At 73.3% G+C, this 16,447-nt stretch carries 10 protein-coding genes; 6 read left to right on the forward strand and 4 right to left on the reverse strand.

What is annotated here, in order from left to right; genetic code table 11:
* Positions 1-113 precede the first annotated feature (113 nt).
* The 5 genes from IF83_RS0126270 to IF83_RS0126290 all read left to right on the forward strand — a co-directional run bounded on the left by IF83_RS0126270 (position 114) and on the right by IF83_RS0126290 (position 8,658).
* Positions 114-1,208 (forward strand): radical SAM protein, encoded by a 1,095-nt coding sequence (locus IF83_RS0126270; RefSeq protein ID WP_030548287.1) that lies wholly within the window; start codon positions 114-116, stop codon positions 1,206-1,208.
* Positions 1,209-1,244: 36 nt separating this feature from the next.
* Positions 1,245-2,876, forward strand: coding sequence for an NAD(P)-binding domain-containing protein (locus IF83_RS30690; protein ID WP_051723434.1), 1,632 nt, complete (start codon positions 1,245-1,247; stop codon positions 2,874-2,876).
* Positions 2,877-2,984: 108 nt separating this feature from the next.
* Positions 2,985-4,355: an MFS transporter gene (locus tag IF83_RS0126280; protein WP_030548291.1), complete on the forward strand. Its 1,371-nt coding sequence runs from the start codon at positions 2,985-2,987 to the stop codon at positions 4,353-4,355.
* Positions 4,348-5,988 (forward strand): PIG-L family deacetylase, encoded by a 1,641-nt coding sequence (locus tag IF83_RS33890; RefSeq protein WP_158711108.1) that lies wholly within the window; start codon positions 4,348-4,350, stop codon positions 5,986-5,988. The genes IF83_RS0126280 and IF83_RS33890 overlap by 8 nt, the downstream gene beginning before the upstream one ends.
* A gap of 99 nt (positions 5,989-6,087) precedes the next feature.
* The gene (locus tag IF83_RS0126290; protein ID WP_037681425.1) at positions 6,088-8,658 is read left to right on the forward strand and encodes a glycoside hydrolase family 3 protein; all 2,571 of its coding nucleotides are present in this window, start codon (positions 6,088-6,090) and stop codon (positions 8,656-8,658) included.
* 754 nt (positions 8,659-9,412) lie between these two features.
* On the opposite strand, the gene IF83_RS0126300 is transcribed toward IF83_RS0126290, so the two are convergent.
* The 3 genes from IF83_RS0126300 to IF83_RS0126310 form a co-directional block, all read right to left on the reverse strand.
* Entirely contained in the window at positions 9,413-10,792 is a 1,380-nt protein-coding gene (locus IF83_RS0126300; protein WP_030548298.1) for a carbohydrate-binding protein, read from the reverse strand.
* 91 nt (positions 10,793-10,883) lie between these two features.
* Positions 10,884-11,843, reverse strand: coding sequence for a LysR family transcriptional regulator (locus IF83_RS0126305; RefSeq protein WP_030548300.1), 960 nt, complete (start codon positions 11,841-11,843; stop codon positions 10,884-10,886).
* 237 nt (positions 11,844-12,080) lie between these two features.
* Positions 12,081-13,451 carry a hypothetical protein gene (locus tag IF83_RS0126310; RefSeq protein ID WP_030548302.1) on the reverse strand — a complete coding sequence of 457 codons (1,371 nt, stop codon included), beginning with the start codon at positions 13,449-13,451 and terminating at the stop codon, positions 12,081-12,083.
* A 376-nt stretch (positions 13,452-13,827) separates the two neighbouring features.
* On the opposite strand from IF83_RS0126310, the gene bla reads away from it, so the two are divergent.
* A complete protein-coding gene (gene bla / locus IF83_RS0126315; protein WP_030548304.1) occupies positions 13,828-14,772 on the forward strand; it encodes a class A beta-lactamase in 945 nt (314 codons plus the stop codon).
* 1,047 nt (positions 14,773-15,819) lie between these two features.
* Here the strand turns inward: bla and IF83_RS0126320 are convergent.
* Positions 15,820-16,447 (reverse strand): HNH endonuclease signature motif containing protein (locus tag IF83_RS0126320; RefSeq protein WP_030548306.1); only part of this gene is annotated, 628 nt, incomplete at its 5' end.

Raw genomic sequence — 16,447 nt, forward strand, 5'->3', positions numbered from 1 at the left:
CACAGCACAGCACAGCACAGCACTGCACAGCACAGCGCACGCAAGTGAACGGGGGACTCGTGTACGGAGTGGATGAACAACCGGAGTTACCGGGAGGGCTGGGGGCGGCCGACGTGAGGCGGAAGCTCGACCTCGTCGGCAAGCTGTACCAGCGCTCGGTGCTTCCGGCGGCGCGCGAGGTCGCGCGGGGGCGGCGGCTGAAGTGGCCGCTGGTCGTCGATCTGGATCCGACGACCCTGTGCGATCTCGCCTGCCCCGAGTGCATCAGCTCGGGGGTGCTGAACCAGGGGCAGTTCTCCCGGGACCGGATCACCGATCTGGCGCACGAGCTGGCCGGTTCCGGCGTACGGGCGGTCATCCTGATCGGCGGCGGCGAGCCGCTGATGCACCGGTCCATCGGGACCGTCATCGAGGTGCTGCACGGCGCGGGCATCCGCATCGGGCTGGTCACCAACGGCACCCTGATCGGCCGTTACCTCGACGAGCTGGCGTCCATGCTCTCCTGGGTCCGCGTCTCCCTGGACGCGGCGACCCCCGCGACGTTCGACGTCTTCCGGCCCAGCCGCCGCAAGTCCAGTGTGTTCCCGCAGATCATCGCGGACATGCGGCGGCTGGCCGAGCGCAAGGCCGGGCGGCTCGGCTACTCGTTCCTGCTGATGCAGCGCTTCGACGGCGAGGGGCGGCTCACGGCCACCAACTACCCCGAGGTGCAGCAGGCGGGCGAGCTCGCGAAGGACATCGGCTGCGACTACTTCGAGCTGAAGGCGATGCTCGACGCCGACCACTTCACCGTCAACCAGGCCGCCGAGCACACGGAGCTCGTCGAGGAGCAGTGGTCCCGGCTGCGCAAGCTGGAGGACGAGTCGTTCCGGCTGCTCCGGTCCTCCAACTGGCTGGCGGTGCGCTCCGGTTCGGACCCGGTGCAGAAGAAGGAGTACGCGGCCTGCCCGGTGGCCGAACTGCGCACCACGGTCACGCCCACCGGCGTCTACATCTGCCCGTACCACCGGGGCCACGAGAAGGGGAAGCTGGGCGACATCGCGGAGATGTCGTTCGAGGAGATGTGGGCCCGCGCCGACACCACCGTCATCGACCCGCGGAAGGACTGCCGGTTCCACTGCGCGCGGCACCCCGTGAACGTCGAGATCGACGGGCTGCGGCACCGCGAACCGCCCGAACCCGTCGACGACTTCGACCCCTTCATCTGACGCCGTCCGATGGCACACCGGAAGAGACCCCACGCCATGTCGCCCTTACCCGAACCCCGGCCGGCCCCGCCCCGTTCCGCGTCGCTCCCCCGCGCCAGGAGACGCTCGCGGATCGCAGTCATCGGAGCGGGGCCGGCCGGCCTCACCAGTGCCAAGCAGGCGCTGGCCGAGGGCCATGAGGTGGTGGTCTTCGAGAAGAACGCCGATCTGGGCGGGATCTGGGATCCGGCCTCCGGCGGCGCCTACCCCGGGGTGCGGATGCAGAGCTCGCGGATGAGCTTCCCGTTCTCCGACTTCCCGCCCCGCGGCGTGGACGACTTCCCCACCCTTCCGCAGGTGCACACCTATCTGCGGTCCTACGCCGAGGCGTTCGGGGTGCTGCCGGTCTGCCGCTTCGGCCACCGGGTGGTCCGGGTGGCGCGGGAGGCGGACGGGTGGCGGGTCACCGTCCGGCACGGGGGCGGCGAGAGCGGCGAGGTCTTCGACGCGGTGATGGTCGCGAGCGGCGAGCTGTGGGAGCCCCGGCTGCCGGAGCACATGCCGGGCCCCGCCGCCCGGGTCCGGGTGTGGACGGCCAAGTCCTACCGGGGCACGGCTGACTTCGCCGGACGCCGGGTGCTGGTGGTCGGGGGCGGGGTCAGCGGCGCGGACATCGCCGCCGAACTGTCGGACGCCGGCGCGCGGGTGGACTGGTCGGTGCGCGGCCGGGCCCTCTTCCTGCCGCGCGACTGCGCGGGCGTCTACAACGACGCGCTCTTCTCGTACGCGGGCCGGGTCGCGCTGGAGGAGATGCCCTACCGGGACTATCTGGCCTGGCTGAGCGAACTGCTGCCCGAGTACATGGCGATGTACCGGCAGACGGGCCTGCTGCCGGCGGACGGCTTCCACGGCGCCGTGCACGTGAACGAGAAGGCGATCCCCCGGGTCTACCGGGGCGGCATCACGGTCCGCCCGGCGTTCGAGCGATTCCGGCCCGACGGCACGGCGGTGCTGGCCGACGGCAGCGAACACACCTATGACGACGTCGTGCTGTGCCTGGGCTACGGGATGCCGGACTACGGCTTCATCGAGGGCTTCCGCCGCGAGGACCTCTACGAGCACCACTTCTTCCGGCACGACCCGACCCTCGCCGTCATCAACACCCCGGTGGACACGGAGGGGTTCGGCACCGCATGCCCCTACTTCGAGGCCATCGCCGCCTGGGCGCTGGCCGTGTTCGCGGGGCGGGCCGTCCTGCCGGACGCGAAGACGATGGCCGTCTGGTGCGAGCGGCATCTGGCCCGCCTGGACGACCGCCGTTACCTCGACTGCTGGCTGGAGACCATCCGCATCGGTCTCGCCGCCGGCACCCTCCCCGACCCGCGCACCGCCTTCGCCGCCTACTGGCGGCTGGTGTCCGGCACGGTGGCTCCGTCCCGGCTGGGCCCCGGGGGCCCGGTCCGGCCGCGCCCCGCGACCTACGACGGACTGTTCGACCTGGACCATCTCCGGCACCGCGTCCTCGCCGCCCTCCCCCTCTCCGACCGGGACGGCCTGCTGGCCGCCGGGGAGATCGGCCGGGCGGACTACGAGGCCGCGCTGCTCGTCCCCGAGGGCCGGGAACTGCCGCCCTGGCTGCCCTACCGGCAGCGGCGCGGCTCCCGGCAGCCGGCGGCCGTGCCCGGGTGACACCCGGCGGCCTCCGCGGCCCCTGAGGGCCTCCCGCGAGTCCCGCGGCCCTGCCGTCCCGCCCGCCCCGCACCCCCGTCCCGTGACCGTTCCGCGCCAGGGAGAAGCGTGCACACCACCACCACCGCCACCGCCAGGACGCGCGTCGCCGGCGTCCTCAAGGACGGCGCGCTCAACAGCCTGATCGGCGTCACCGGCATGGTCGGGGTCGCCGGGGCCATGGTCGTCACCTCCACCAGCCTGTTCCTGTCCGACGCGGTGCGGGTGTCGCCGCTGATGATCGGGCTGTTCTTCGCGGCGCGCGCGGCCTCGGAGATCCTCTCCGACCTGGTCGTCGGTGCGCTGTCGGACCGGATGTCGAGCCGGCGCTCCCTGCTCGCGCTGTGCGCGGCCTGCTCGGCCGCCGGCGCGGTCGCCTACCTGCTGCTGCGCGACTACTACGCGCTGCTGGTGACGGGCGCCCTGTTCTTCGGTATCGGCGGCGCCGTCTTCTCGCAACTCTTCGCCTATACGCGGGAGTTCGCGGACAGCCGGGGCACGGACGCCGCGTTCTTCAACTCGGCGCTCCGCTCGGTGACCTCGGTGGCCTGGATCGTCGGCCCGCCGTTCGGCTTCTATCTGATCTCCTCCCGCGGCTTCTCCAGCCTGTTCTTCGCCGCGGCGGTCTTCTACCTGCTGTCGGCGGTGCTCTGCGTGCTGGCCCTGCCGGACACGGCGACGGCCCGGCCCGGACCCGTCGCGGACGGCGGCCCGGCGAACGACGGCACGGCGGACGGCGGCCCCGCGAACGACGGCGGCGCGGAGGGCGTACCGGAGGGCGCGGCCGGGCCGCGGAAGGCGGAAACGGCACAGACCGGGCCGCCCAAGGCAGCGCCCGGGAAGACCGGGGCCGCGCCCACGGCACCCGCCCCGCCCCGCAACGCCTTCTCCGGTCTCACCCCGCGGGTGCGCTCCCTGATGGCCGTCATCGTGCTGATGCTGACCGTCAACAGCGTCTACCAGATCAATATCGCCCTGTTCGTCACCAAGGACCTGGGGCTGGGCAAGGGCTTCGCCGGTCTGCTGCTCGGGCTCGCCGCCGCCCTGGAGATCCCCCTGATGATCTACACGGGGGCCAGGGCCGAACGCATCGGCAAATGGCGCCTGGTGACCGTCGCGGCCGTGTGCGCCACGCTCTTCTTCGCCGCACTGCCGTTCACCGAGTCCCCGGTGGTCCTGCTGCTGCTCCAGCTGCCCAACGCGCTGTGGACGGCGATCGTGCTCAGCATCCCCGTGATCATCCTGCAGAACGCCATGTCCGACCGGATCGGCGCCGCCTCGGCCCTCTACGGGGCCTCCTTCAAGGCGGGCAGCTTCCTCGGCGGGATGACGGCCGGCGCCGTCGCCCAGTGGCTCGGCTTCACCCACGTGTTCTGGGCCTGCGCCGCGCTGAGCGCGGTGGCCGCCCTTCTGCTCGTCACCGGAGGAAGAGATGAGTAGCACTCCCGGACCGGACGTCAGCGTCGTCGTCCCCACCTACAACCGCGCGGGCCTGCTGCGGCACACCCTGGACTCGCTCACCCGGCAGACCCTGCCGGCCGGGCGGTTCGAGGTGCTGGTCGTCGACGACGGCTCGACGGACGACACCGCGCGGCTGGTGACGGAGTACGAGGACCGCCTCGCCCTGCGCTACTTCGCCCACCCCGACGAGGGCTACCGCGTCGCCCGCGCCCGCAACACCGGGATCGCGAACGCCCGGGGCGGCATCTGCGTCCTCGTCGACTCCGGTGTGCTGCTGCACAGCGGCGCGCTCCGCGCCCATCTGGACAGCCACGCCGCCTCCGACCGGCCCGTCGCCGTCTGCGGCTACGTCTTCTGCTTCAACGAGGACAACGAGGACGGCGCCGAGATCGAACGCGCCATCGACTACGCGGACCCGGACGCCTTCATGGCGGGGCTGCGGCGCGAGGGCCGCTGGCTGGACATCCGCGAGGAGTTCTACGACAAGTACGGCGAGGACTTCGCCTCCCTGCCCGCGCCCTGGCTGGTCTGGTGGACCTGCAACGTCTCCGCCCGCACCGAGCAGCTGCGCTCCGTGGGCCTGTTCGACGACGCGTACCGCGCCTGGGGCGCCGAGGACGTCGACCTCTCCTACCGGCTGCACCGCGACGGCGCCGTCTTCGTCATGAACCGCGACGCCTGCGCCGTGCACGTGCCGCACAGCAAGAGCTACACCGAGAACATGCGCTCGGTCGCGGCCAACTACCGCTACCTCGCCTCCAAGTACGGCACACCCATCACCTCGCTCGTCGACGGCAACCACTTCTTCGCCATCAACGACATCATCCGCGACCGCGGACTGCCGGGCTGCGCGGAGCACCTCGCCGCCGAACGCGCGGACGCCGACGGCCCGGACGGCCCGCCCCGCCGGGTGCTGGTCTTCTCCCCGCACCAGGACGACGAGGTGATCGCCTGCGGCGGCACCATCGCCCGCCGCGCCGCCGAGGGCGCCCGGGTGCAGATCGTCTTCTCCACCGACGGCTCCCGCTCGCACCAGGCCGTCCTCGGCATCGACAGTGATCCCACCCCGGAGGAGCTGGCCGGCATCCGGCAGAAGGAGGCGGAGGCGGCGGCCCGCGCGCTGGGCCTGGGAGAGGACGGGGTGCAGTTCCTCGGCTTCACCGACACCGCGCTCGCCGAGGCGCTGCCGGAGTTCCGGGCCCGCGTCCGCGCGGTGCTGGAGGCCCACCGGGATGTCGAGGAGGTGTTCCTGCCGCACGACGTCCGGGAGCTGAACGCCGACCACCGGCTGACGGGCGAGGTCGTCCTCGACTGCCTGAAGGAGCTCGGACTGACGCCCCGGCTGCGGAAGTTCGTGGTCTGGGACGAGCAGACGGAGGCCGAGTTCGGCTTCACCAACCGCAACGAGCCCGGCCGCTCCGTGCCCGGCGGCGGCGAGCGGCTGCTCTCCCTCGACATCCGCGAGCACCTGGAGACCAAGCGGGCCGCGCTGGCGGAGCACCGCACCCAGGTGACGCTCTACTGCCCCGCGCAGGACCGGCCGGTCGTGCCGGACGTCTTCGCCGCCCGCGTCCGCGCCCGGGAGGTCGAGCAGTTCTGGGTGCCGGCCTGACGGCCGGTCCGCCACAGCCCGGACCGCCCGGCCCGGCCCCGCCGGCAGCCGCCCCCGCGGTCCCCGTCCGCAGCCCCCGCCCGCACCCGAGGAGGATCGGTGCCCCCCTTCGCCCACTGGCCCGCGTGGCCGCGCGTCGCGTCCGCCGTGCCGGCCGACCCGGCCGTCGAGGAACGCGTCCGCGGCATCCTGGCGCGGATGACGCCCGAAGAGAAGCTCGGGCAGCTGATCCAGCCCGAGCTGGCCGAGCTGACGCCCGAGGACGTCCGCGCGTACAAGATCGGCTCGGCGCTCAACGGCGCGGGGATCTGGCCGGGCGGCAACCGGCACGCCGACCCGGCGGACTGGGTGAAGACGGTCGACCTCTACTGGGAGGCCGCCGAAGCGGCGTACGCGGACCGGCCGTTCCGCGTCCCCTTCATGTGGGCCACCGACGCGGTGCACGGCCACAACAACGTGTACGGCGCGACGATCTTCCCCCACAACATCGGCCTGGGCGCCGCCCGCGACCCGGAGCTGATGCGCCGGATCGGCGCGGCCACGGCGCGCGAGATCGCCGCGACGGGCATGGACTGGACCTTCGCGCCCACCGTCACCGTCCCGCGCGACCGCCGCTGGGGCCGCTACTACGAGGGCTGGTCCGAGGACCCGGAACTGGTGTACGCCTACGCGGCCGAGATGGTGGCCGGCCTCCAGGGCGGCGGCGGCCCGGACGGCCTGACGGCCGCGGCGCGGGTCATCTCCTGCGTCAAGCACTGGGTGGCCGACGGGGGCACCGCCGACGGCGGCGACCGCGGCACCTGCTTCGCCTCCGAGGAGCTGGTGCGGGGCCTCCACGCCGCGGGTTTCGTCTCCGGTCTGGCCGCGGGCGCCCAGTCGGTGATGGCCTCCTTCAGCAGCTGGGAGGACCCGGCCAACTACGACCACTCCCCGCGGCACGGCCCGCCCTACAACGCCAAGGTGCACGGCAGCCGTTATCTGCTGACCGATGTGCTCAAGCGCGCGATGGGCTTCGACGGCATCGTCATCAGCGACTGGGACGCCCACGCGGAGGTCGCCGGCTGTTCGATCGGCAACGCCAACTACGCGCTGAACGCCGGCCTGGACGTGCTGATGGTCGCCGGCCGGGAGGCGTGGCAGTCGGTGTACCGCAACGCCCTCGCCGGGCTGCGCACCGGGGAGATCCCGGCCTCCCGGATCGACGACGCGGTGACGCGGGTGCTGCGGGTGAAGATGCGCGCCGGCCTCTGGGACCGCCCCCGGCCCCGCGACCGGGCCCCGACCCACGACACCGCCGTCCTCGGCTGCGCCGAGCACCGGGCGCTGGCCCGGGAGGCGGTGCGCAAGTCGCTCGTCCTCCTCAAGCACACCGGCGGGGTGCTGCCGCTGCCGCGCACCTCCCGGGTGCTGGTCGCCGGAAGCGGGGCGGACGACATCCAGAAGCAGACCGGCGGCTGGACCCTGACCTGGCAGGGCAACGACGTCGAACTGTCCGACCTGCCGGGCGCCACGACCGTCGCGGGAGCGGTACGGGAGATCACCGGCGAGGGCCGCTGCACGGTGGACCCGTATCCGGACGCGGTGGACCCGACGGCGCACGACGTGGCGCTGGTCGTCATCGGCGAGGACTCCTACGCCGAGATGCGCGGCACGATCAAGCCGTGGCGTTCCCTCGCCTACTCCGAGCTGAAGGCCTCCTACGCCCGCGATCTGGAGACCCTGCGGCGGCTGCGGGCGGCGGGGCTGCGGGTGGTGACGGTGATGCTCACCGGCCGCCCCCTCTACACCACCGAGGAGATCAACCTCTCCGACGCCTTCGCGGTCGCCTGGCTGCCCGGTACCGAGGCCGGCGGCATCACGGACGTCCTCTTCGCCGGCCCGGACGGTGAACGGGCCCACGACTTCCGCGGCCGGCTCGGCTTCACCTGGCCGGGCAGCCGCCGCGCGTCGGCCGCCAACCGGATCCCGCCGCACATCCCCGGCTACCGGGTCCCGCCGGAGGAGCAGGAGCCCGCGGGCGAGCACACGCCGCTCTTCCCGTACGGCTACGGCCTGTCGCTGGACGACACGGACCCGCACCGCCACCCGCTGCCGCCCGACACCTTCGTGGACACCACTCCCCCGCCCCCGGCGGCCGGACCACTGCCGGTGCTGGGCGCGGGCTCCGGCTACCGCTTCCGGATCGGCGGCCACAACACCTGGTCCCGGGTGGACGTCTCACCGCAGGAGCCGGTGGACTGCCTGATCGTCCGCTCCGAGCCGGGCGGCCCGGACGATCCCCCGGGGACCCTCACCTTCGCTTTCAAGGGCTATCCGGTGGCCTTCGTCTACGCCGAGCGGCCGGAGCCGGACGCGCAGCCGCTGGACCTGCGCGGCTACGCGGAGGACGGCGGCCGGCTGGCCTTCCGCCTGCGGATCGCCGAACCCCCCTCGCAGCCGCTCCTGCTGGCCTGTCACGACGACTACCCGGCCCAGCCGGGAGTGGACCTGACGGAGCGCCTGGCGGGGCTGGAGCCGGGCCGGTGGCACGAACTGAGCGTGCCGCTGGCGGAGTTGGCGTCGCTCGGCATGGACCTTCGCCATGTCGACGTGCCGTTCATGCTCTACACCGAGGGGACGGCGGTCGTCTCCGTCGCCGATGTGCGCTGGCTGCCCGGCGGGGAGGGGTGAGCCGCCGATGTCCTTCCGCTCCTCTTCCCCGCCCCCGCCCCCGTACTCCGGACCGCAGGCTCCGCCGCCGGTCCCGTCCTGGGCCGTCGGCACGGAGCCGGCCGCACCGGCCGGGCCGTCGCCCGCGCACCGGGCTCGCACGTCTCACCGCCGGCGGCGCCGGGGCCCGCGCGTCCCGGACCGCTACGAACGGGTGCTGAGCTCGGTGACGACCGCCGCGGCGGCGGTGGCGGTGCTGACCCTGGCGGGCGAGGTGCGTCCCGTGACCTCACGGCCGGCGGACACCGGTCCGGGAGTCTGCGACCCGGCACCCCGCTCCGGGACGGAGGCGGAACGCACGGCCCCGCCACGCCGACACCCCGCCCGCGGGCGGGGCCCGACCACCGCTCTCGGGCCGCTGACCGGCCACTACACCGGTTAGCCCCACAGCAGCCCGGGCCGCTCTTCCGCCCCCGCCGGGCGGCCCGGGTCCGCGGGCCGGTGCGCAGGGACCATTCCCGGCGCACCGGCCCGCACCACACCGCCGCGCCGCGGGCAGCGCGCCCGGCGGGAGGCCCCCCACGCCGGAACGGTCCGTTGACGGGTGCGGTGACACCACCCGGGTCCCGACCGGCGAGGGCCGGAAGCGTGCCGGGCACGGCACGGCACGGGTTCCGGACACCGCGAACCGGCGCAGCGCGTGCCGTGGCCGGCAGCCACGGCACGCGCTTCCCCGGACCCCCGGGCGGCCGGTATCGGTCAGCCGGTCAGCCGGTCACAGGCGCTGCCAGAGCGCCGGGGCGTTCGGGGGTTCCCAGCCCGCCTGGGCCTGGTGGCCCTGAAGGCAGCGGTAGGTCGCGCCGCCGTAGGTGACCTGCGCGCCGGCCTGGTAAACGGTGCCCGCCGCCCAGGTCCCGCCCGGCTCACCGGGGTCGCCCGGGTCGCCGGGGTCGCCCGGGTCCACGGTGGTCTTCAGCGTCAGCCCGTACCCCTGCAGCAGCGGGTTGACCGGCTGATGGTAGGTGGTGCCTCCGCTGCGGCAGTCACCGGAACCGCCGGAGGTGACGCCCTGCGCCTGGCTTCCGGAGATGTACGAGCCTCCGGAGTCACCGGGCTCGGCGCACACCGTGGTCCGCGTGACGCCGGAGATGGTCCCCTCCGGATACGTGACGCTGGTGTTGTGCTGCGAGATCGTGCCGCAATGCCAGCCCGTGGTGGAGCCGGACCGGCAGATCGACGCGCCGACGGGCTGCTGCACCGAACCGGTCACCTGGATGTTCTGCCCGCCCTGGCCCTTGACGTACGGCGTCGAGGTCCAGTTGCCGTTCGTCGCCACCCAGGCCGTGTCCCGGCCGGGGAACGTCGAGGCCTGGAACGTCCCCTGCGCCACCTGGTTGTAGCCGCTGGTGGCGGTGCCGGCCCGGCCGCAGTGGCCCGCCGTGGCGAAGCCCTGTGTGGTGCCCCGGGTGACCGCGAAGCCGACCGAGCAACGGCCGCCGCCGCCCATGTAGTACGCGTCGCCGCCACGGATGTCGTAGAGCGGGCGCGGCTGTTCCCCGGTCGGGACGACCCGTATCCGGTCCCGATCGGCGGCGGTCGCCTCGATCAGGGTCTGCGCGGCGGCCTTCTCCACGGCCCGGACCACGACGGCGTTGGCCCGGACGTCGACGTACCAGACGGGCACGTCCGTCGAGGAGTTCCGCTCGGCGGCCCGGTCCAGTGCCGCCTTCGTCCGGTCGAGTTCGGCCAGGTTGTGGGTCACGGTCCGGGATTCGGCGCCGGCGGCCCTGATGGCGGCCGCGTCGGCGGCCCGGGTGGTGGCCACGGTCAGGGTGCCGGAGTCGGCCCCCTCGACCCAGGCGCCGGCGAACGAGCCGCCCAGCCGCTGCCGGAGCACGGCGGCGGTGGCGCCCGCCTCGGCCTCGTTCACGAGCCGCCGCTCGGCCTGGGCACGCGTGAGCCCGAGGTCACGCTGCATGGCACGGAGCAGTTCCGGCTGGGCGGCGGAGACCGCGAGCGTGTCCGCAGCGGTGTGTGCGACGGCGCCGGGTGGCGTGCCGTCCTGCTGCGCGGACGCCGCGCCCTGCAGGGTCGTCAGGACGAGCGCGGCCGCGGCGGCACCGACACCTGCTGCCTTGGCGTGTCTGTGGAGCATGAAAGTGCCCTCCGGTTCGTTGAAGGTGTGGCGAAACCGTAGGGAACGGGAACCTCCGCGCGGCAGCTACCGGCCGGCCCCCTCCACGGCGTTATGGAGCATCGCGCCGCGCCGTCAGCCACCGTGAGTAGCTGGCGCTGCGGGCCACCGCGTCACCGTGCGCGGCACGCAGATGTGCGACGACTTCGGGCGCCCGGGTCACGGCGGGCGCCTCGGGGTGCCAGCCGAGGAGGTGGCGCCATACGAGCGGCGTGCCGGCCAGTGGACGCGTCACCATGCCGGGCGTGTCGGGGAACGTGGCCCGGCACAGGCCCACGGCCCGCCCCAACTGGACCAGATAGACGCAGGAGGCGATGTCCGTCTCGTACACGCGCGCCGGGGTGAATCCGGCCCGGACGCAGACGGTGGCGAAACAGTCGGCGAAGCAGCCGTCGCCCGGCACGTCCGTCCATGCCTCCGCGGCCAGTTCCGCCAGCTCGATCACGGGGCGGCCCGCCAGTGGGTGGTCCGTGGAGAGCATCACGAACACCGGGTCGCGGGCCACCTCCGTCCACGCGAGGTTCCCCGAGCCGGGCGGTGTGCTCTCCCCGCACACGCCGATGAGCGCGTAGTCCAGCCGGCCCTCGGCGGCCGACGCGGCGATCTCACGCTCCGACCACGAGATGTGAGTGACCACCGTGACGCCCGGGTCCGCGGAGGCGAGCCGGTCGACGAGACCTCCGAGCAGCGGCCCGTGCGTGCCTCCGAGCCGCAGCGGCGTCCGCGGACCGCACGGCTCTCCGCCCCGCGCGAACCGCACGGCCTCCTGTTGGAGTTCGCGCACGGCGGGCAGCACGACACGCGCGCGGTCCAGGACCAGCTCACCGAGAGCGGTGGTCCGCACACCCGTCCGGCCGCGCTCGAACAGGGTTCCCCCGAGCGAACGCTCGATCCTCCTCAACTGGGCGCTGAGCGCGGGCTGGGCGAGGCCGAGCGCGGTGGCCGCCTTGGTGAGACTGCCGGCGTCGGCGATGGCCCGGATCGTCCTGAGGTGCCGCAACTCCAGTTCCATGCGGGTAGCTTGACGCCGTGCCAACGCTGCGGCAATTACTTGGTCTGAACCAATACGGCGGTCGTGCCCGGGCCGGTGCCCTGCCCCGACCCGCCCCGCCCCGACCCGTCGTTCCGCTCGGCCGATCAGCGTCCGGCCGGCCGGAGCCGGCGCTCCGGCCGGCGCGCGAGCCATCCGCCCCCGGTGGAACGGGGCCGGGCGGGCGTGGCCGGACCGGCGCGGGAGCGGACCCCGGGATCAGACCGGACGCAGCACGGCCGGCCGGGACACTCCGGGGCCGGATGCGGCGGATCCGTGGAGGATCCTCAGCAGACCGGTGCCCCACCAGGCGAGGGCGGTGAGTTCCAGCAGCCCGCTGATCCCGACGACGGAGAAGAAGAACGGGTGCCAGTCGGTGAGGGTCTGCAGTGAGACGCGCAGCGCGCAGCCGGCGTTGAGCAGGACGAAGGGGCCCGTGAGCGAGCCGAGGGTGCCGGGGTGGATGCCGCGCAGGGTGGGCGCCACGCGGGCCGCGATCCCCGTGATCATCATCGAGACGAATCCGACGGTGATCGCGTGCCGGACCGACCCGTAGTAGGCATGGCTGAACGCGAGGCCGCTGACGAGCTGGTACACGGGCATCATCAGCAGCATGACGAGCGAGAGCGCCAGCCATCCGTAGGCGGCCCGCACGAACTTGCCGGACCGGTGATCGTTCCGGGGCAGCCGCCGCCACAGGCGCCACGGCAGCGCCATGGCCGCCACCCCGCCGGCAATCATCAGCCAGGGCAGCATCAGGAGGGCGGCGAGCCGGTGGTCGTCCGCCCAGCGGTAGGCGATGAAGACGAGAACCTCGATGACGACGCCCGCGTTGATCAGCAGCAGGGCGGTCCAGCTCCGGCGATCCGGCGTCCTCGGCACCCCGAACAGCTGCGGCAGGAGATGGCTCGACAGCCCGAGGACCGTCAGCAGCGCCATCCCGTGGATTTGCACATCGCGCAGCGGGGCCTGGTAGGTGGCGATGTACCACAGCAGGTCGGCCCGGTCGGCGGCCGTCATGGTCATCCCGGTGTGCCAGAGCCCGAAGGCCGCCTGAACGACGAGCCAGAACAGCCCCGAGCCGATGAAACCCGTCACCGGGCGCATCGGGTCCCCGCTCCGCAGATACGTCACGAGGAGCTGCGCGGCGAAGACGAGGGACGCGGTGAGCACGAGGGCGTGGCCGGTCAGGGCGGCCGCCACGGCCCACTCCCCCTCGGCCCGGTAGCCGGCGGCGCCCATGCCGGCGACGGCCATCACCAGGCCGGAGAGAGTCGCCGCCAGGACGGCCGGAACCAGGCGCGGCGCGGCGAGGACGGTGCGCCACAGCCGCGGGAACGCCTGGTAGCCGAAACCCATGATGAACAGCCCGACCCATCCGGTGATCTGCGCGTAGCCGTGCGCGTTGATCTCGTGAGCGGATACCCCGGTGAAGCGTTCACCGAAGCCGATCCGCCACAGGATGAGGACGCCCCAGGACGCGCCGACGGTGAGGACGGTCACCACGGCGGCGGTGAAGAACGGGACGTGGACGGTGCCCCGGTACCCCGGCGGGGTCTCCGGGCGGACGGTGGACAGCTCGACCGGCACAGCGGCCGCCCGGCCGGATGCGGGCTCGGGGCAAGGACGGACGTGCGGGCGGAAACGGGGACGGTGCAACGGTTTTCCTCACGAGACGAATGCCGGACGGCCACGGGCGGGCGTGGCGCGGAGAGTCCACCGGTGCCCGTGGCGGAGTGAGCCGGCGCCGGGTCCGCTGCGCGACCGTAGGACGGCACAGCGGCGGAGCGTATGGGTCCTCCGGGGACCGGAGCGGGCCGTTCGGCCCCATCCGCGGCGGACGCGTGCTGGTTCGTCGGTTGCCAGAACCGAATATGCGCCCCGTGCGTCTAGGGGATTGGTCTGGTCCACTCGTCACAGGATCCGGTCGGCGATCACCATCCCCTCACACCCGGGAGTCACGGTCTTGAACTCGGCACACACAACCCGCCCGGCCCGCCGCGCGCTGTTCGTCCTCGGCGCCGGGGCGGCTCTGGCCGCCTGCGTCCCCTCGGGCGGAACGGCCTCCGCGGCATCGTCGAAGCCACCGGCCTCACCGGCACCCTCGCCGTCCCGGCGCGCGCGGGAGGTCTCCCGGCGGCTCCAGGCGCTGGAGTCCGAGCACGGCGCCCGGCTGGGGGTGTTCGCGCGCAATCTGGACACCGGCGAGACGGTCGTCCGCCGAGCCGACGAGCGGTTCCCGATGTGCTCGCTCTTCAAACCGGTCGCCGCAGCGGCCATCCTCCGCGACCACGACCGGAACGGCGCGTTCCTCGCCCGGCGCATCCGCTACAGCGAGACCGACCTCGTCACCCACTCCCCCATCACCAAAGACCATGTGGCGGAGGGGATGACCGTCGGGGAACTCTGCGACGCCGCCATCCGCTTCAGCGACAACACCGCCGCCAACCTCCTTCTCCGCGAACTCGGCGGCCCCCGCGCCGTCACCCGCTTCTGCCGTTCCGTCGGCGACCGCACCACCCGCCTGGACCGGTGGGAGCCCGAACTCAACACTGCGGAGCCGTGGCGCGTCGAGGACACCACCAGCCCCCGCGCCATCGCCCGCACCTACACCCGGATCACCATCGGGGACGCGCTCTCGCCCGCCGACCGGGAGCGGCTGACGGGGTGGATGCTGGCCAACACCACCAGCGGCGAGCGGTTCCGCGCCGGCCTGCCCGCCGCCTGGGACCTCGCGGACAAGACCGGCGGAGGCGACTACGGCACCAACAACGACGCCGGCGTCGCCTGGACGCCGGACCGCACCCCGATCGTGCTGGCCGTCCTCACCACCAAGCCCGCCCCCGACGCCGCACCGGACAACGCACTGATCGCCGAGACCGCCGAACTCCTCGCGTCCGCCCTGGGCTGACCGGGCACCGCCCCGGCCCGCCGACCGCCGACCGCTCCCACCTCCGGTCCCGAGCCCGGCCCGGTCCGGCATCTGGGCCGGGGACGGGAACGGGGCTGGAGACGGGGCTGGGCACGGGTCCGGGGACGAGGCCGGACCTGGAGACGAGGCCGGACCGGGGACGAGGCCGGACCGGGGATGAGGCCGGACCGGGGATGAGGCCGGACCGGGGATGGACCGCGAACGAACCTCGGACGGAGGGATCCCGTCAACGGAGGGACACGCACAGCGAGTTACTCAGGCTCGGCACATGGGCCGATGCTTGGCGCCCGCTTGGGAAGCAAGCGAGTCGTTAAGGCGGACGCGAGGAGTCGGGGTGGGCCCCGATCGTGCTCGTAGACCGTCTGTGGTGGGTGGGTTGGGGTTACGGCGCCGGGTGGGCGGCGCGATGGTGGTGGCGGGTGCGTCGCGGGCCGTCGGGTGTCGCTGCGGCTGGGGTTACGGCATCCGTGCCGAGGGCGGGCCCGTGGTCGGTCGTCTATCCGGGGCCTTATGCCGCCGGGGTCGGTTCGAAATGCGATGGCGTGGCTGGTGCCGGTGGGTGGCTGAGGGAGGCACACGCGCGCCTGATCTCTTCGGCTGTCCCGCCGTCGTGGCGGGCTGTCGGTGGTAGCGGTGGTGGGCGGCTGTCGTGGGCTGTAGCGACGGGGTCGACTGCCACTGAGGCTGAGGCTGAGGCTGGGAGTAGGGTTCGGGGGCCGCGGGTGGCGGGGCGAGGGTCGCGGGTGGGCGTGGAGGCGACGGGGCGTCGCGGCAGGTGGCCGGGTTTCGCAGATGGAGGAATTGGGGTCTCACGCCCCGGCCCCGGGTGTCGCGAAGGCCGTCGAGAAGGCTGACCGTCACCCGCAGTGTCTTGTCGCTCGCAGCCGAACTGCCCATGGGTGGCCTCTCGTTGACGGTTGCGGGGTGTTGCCGGACTTCGGGGTTCTGGGCATGGGTGGGGGCCCCTCCGCGCGGTGGTGGAGGGGCTGTCCCGGCCGGGGCCCGGAGCGGTTCAGTGCCCGGCGGTTAGGTGGTGGGGGTGTGGGGTGGGTTGGTGTAGGTGTGGCCGGTCGGTGCGGTCCAGTGGACCTCACCGGTGTTCGGGTCGCGTTCCACTTCCCATCCGGCGCGGTGTTTGAGGAGGTGGTGGCGTCGGCACAGCGGCATCAGGTTGTCCGGCACCGTCGGCCCGCCCGCTTTCGGGTCCTGGTGGTTGAAGGGGCGGATGTGGTCGAGGTCGCAGCGGTGGGCGGGCATCTGGCAGGAAGGGAAGACGCAGGTTGCGTCGCGGGCGATGACGTGGCGTTCGGTCTCTGCGGTGGGACGGTAGGTGGTGGGGTCGGTCTTGATGAGCACCCCGGTCTTCGGGTGGGTGATCAGGCGGCGCCAGATGGTGCCGGGGGCGAAGGCCACCTGTCGTGCCTGCCCGGCACTGATCGCCCCGTAGCCCTTGAGCACGGCGGGTTCCTCATCGGCCCCGATGAGGGTGTCCAGCGACACGGTGACTTGGACAACGGCTGCTGACCGGCCGCCGGGGACGGTCTCGGTGACGGGCCGGTTGACGACCAGGTCGTAGAGGGCGTCGACGCGCTTCTGGTTCAGGGTGCGGTCGTCGTCGGTGAAGGTGGCGGCGTGGGCGTCGATCGCGGCGTCC

Origin of the sequence: Streptomyces albus subsp. albus, from assembly GCF_000719865.1 — a bacterium.
GTDB lineage: Bacteria > Actinomycetota > Actinomycetes > Streptomycetales > Streptomycetaceae > Streptomyces > Streptomyces albus_E.

Coding starts and splice junctions, on each gene's coding strand:
- IF83_RS30690 (WP_051723434.1), top strand. CDS start 1,245: ATGTCGCCCTTACCCGAACCCCGGCCGGCCCCGCCCCGTTCCGCGTCG.
- IF83_RS33890 (WP_158711108.1), top strand. CDS start 4,348: ATGAGTAGCACTCCCGGACCGGACGTCAGCGTCGTCGTCCCCACCTAC.
- IF83_RS0126300 (WP_030548298.1), bottom strand. CDS start 10,792: ATGCTCCACAGACACGCCAAGGCAGCAGGTGTCGGTGCCGCCGCGGCC.
- IF83_RS0126305 (WP_030548300.1), bottom strand. CDS start 11,843: ATGGAACTGGAGTTGCGGCACCTCAGGACGATCCGGGCCATCGCCGAC.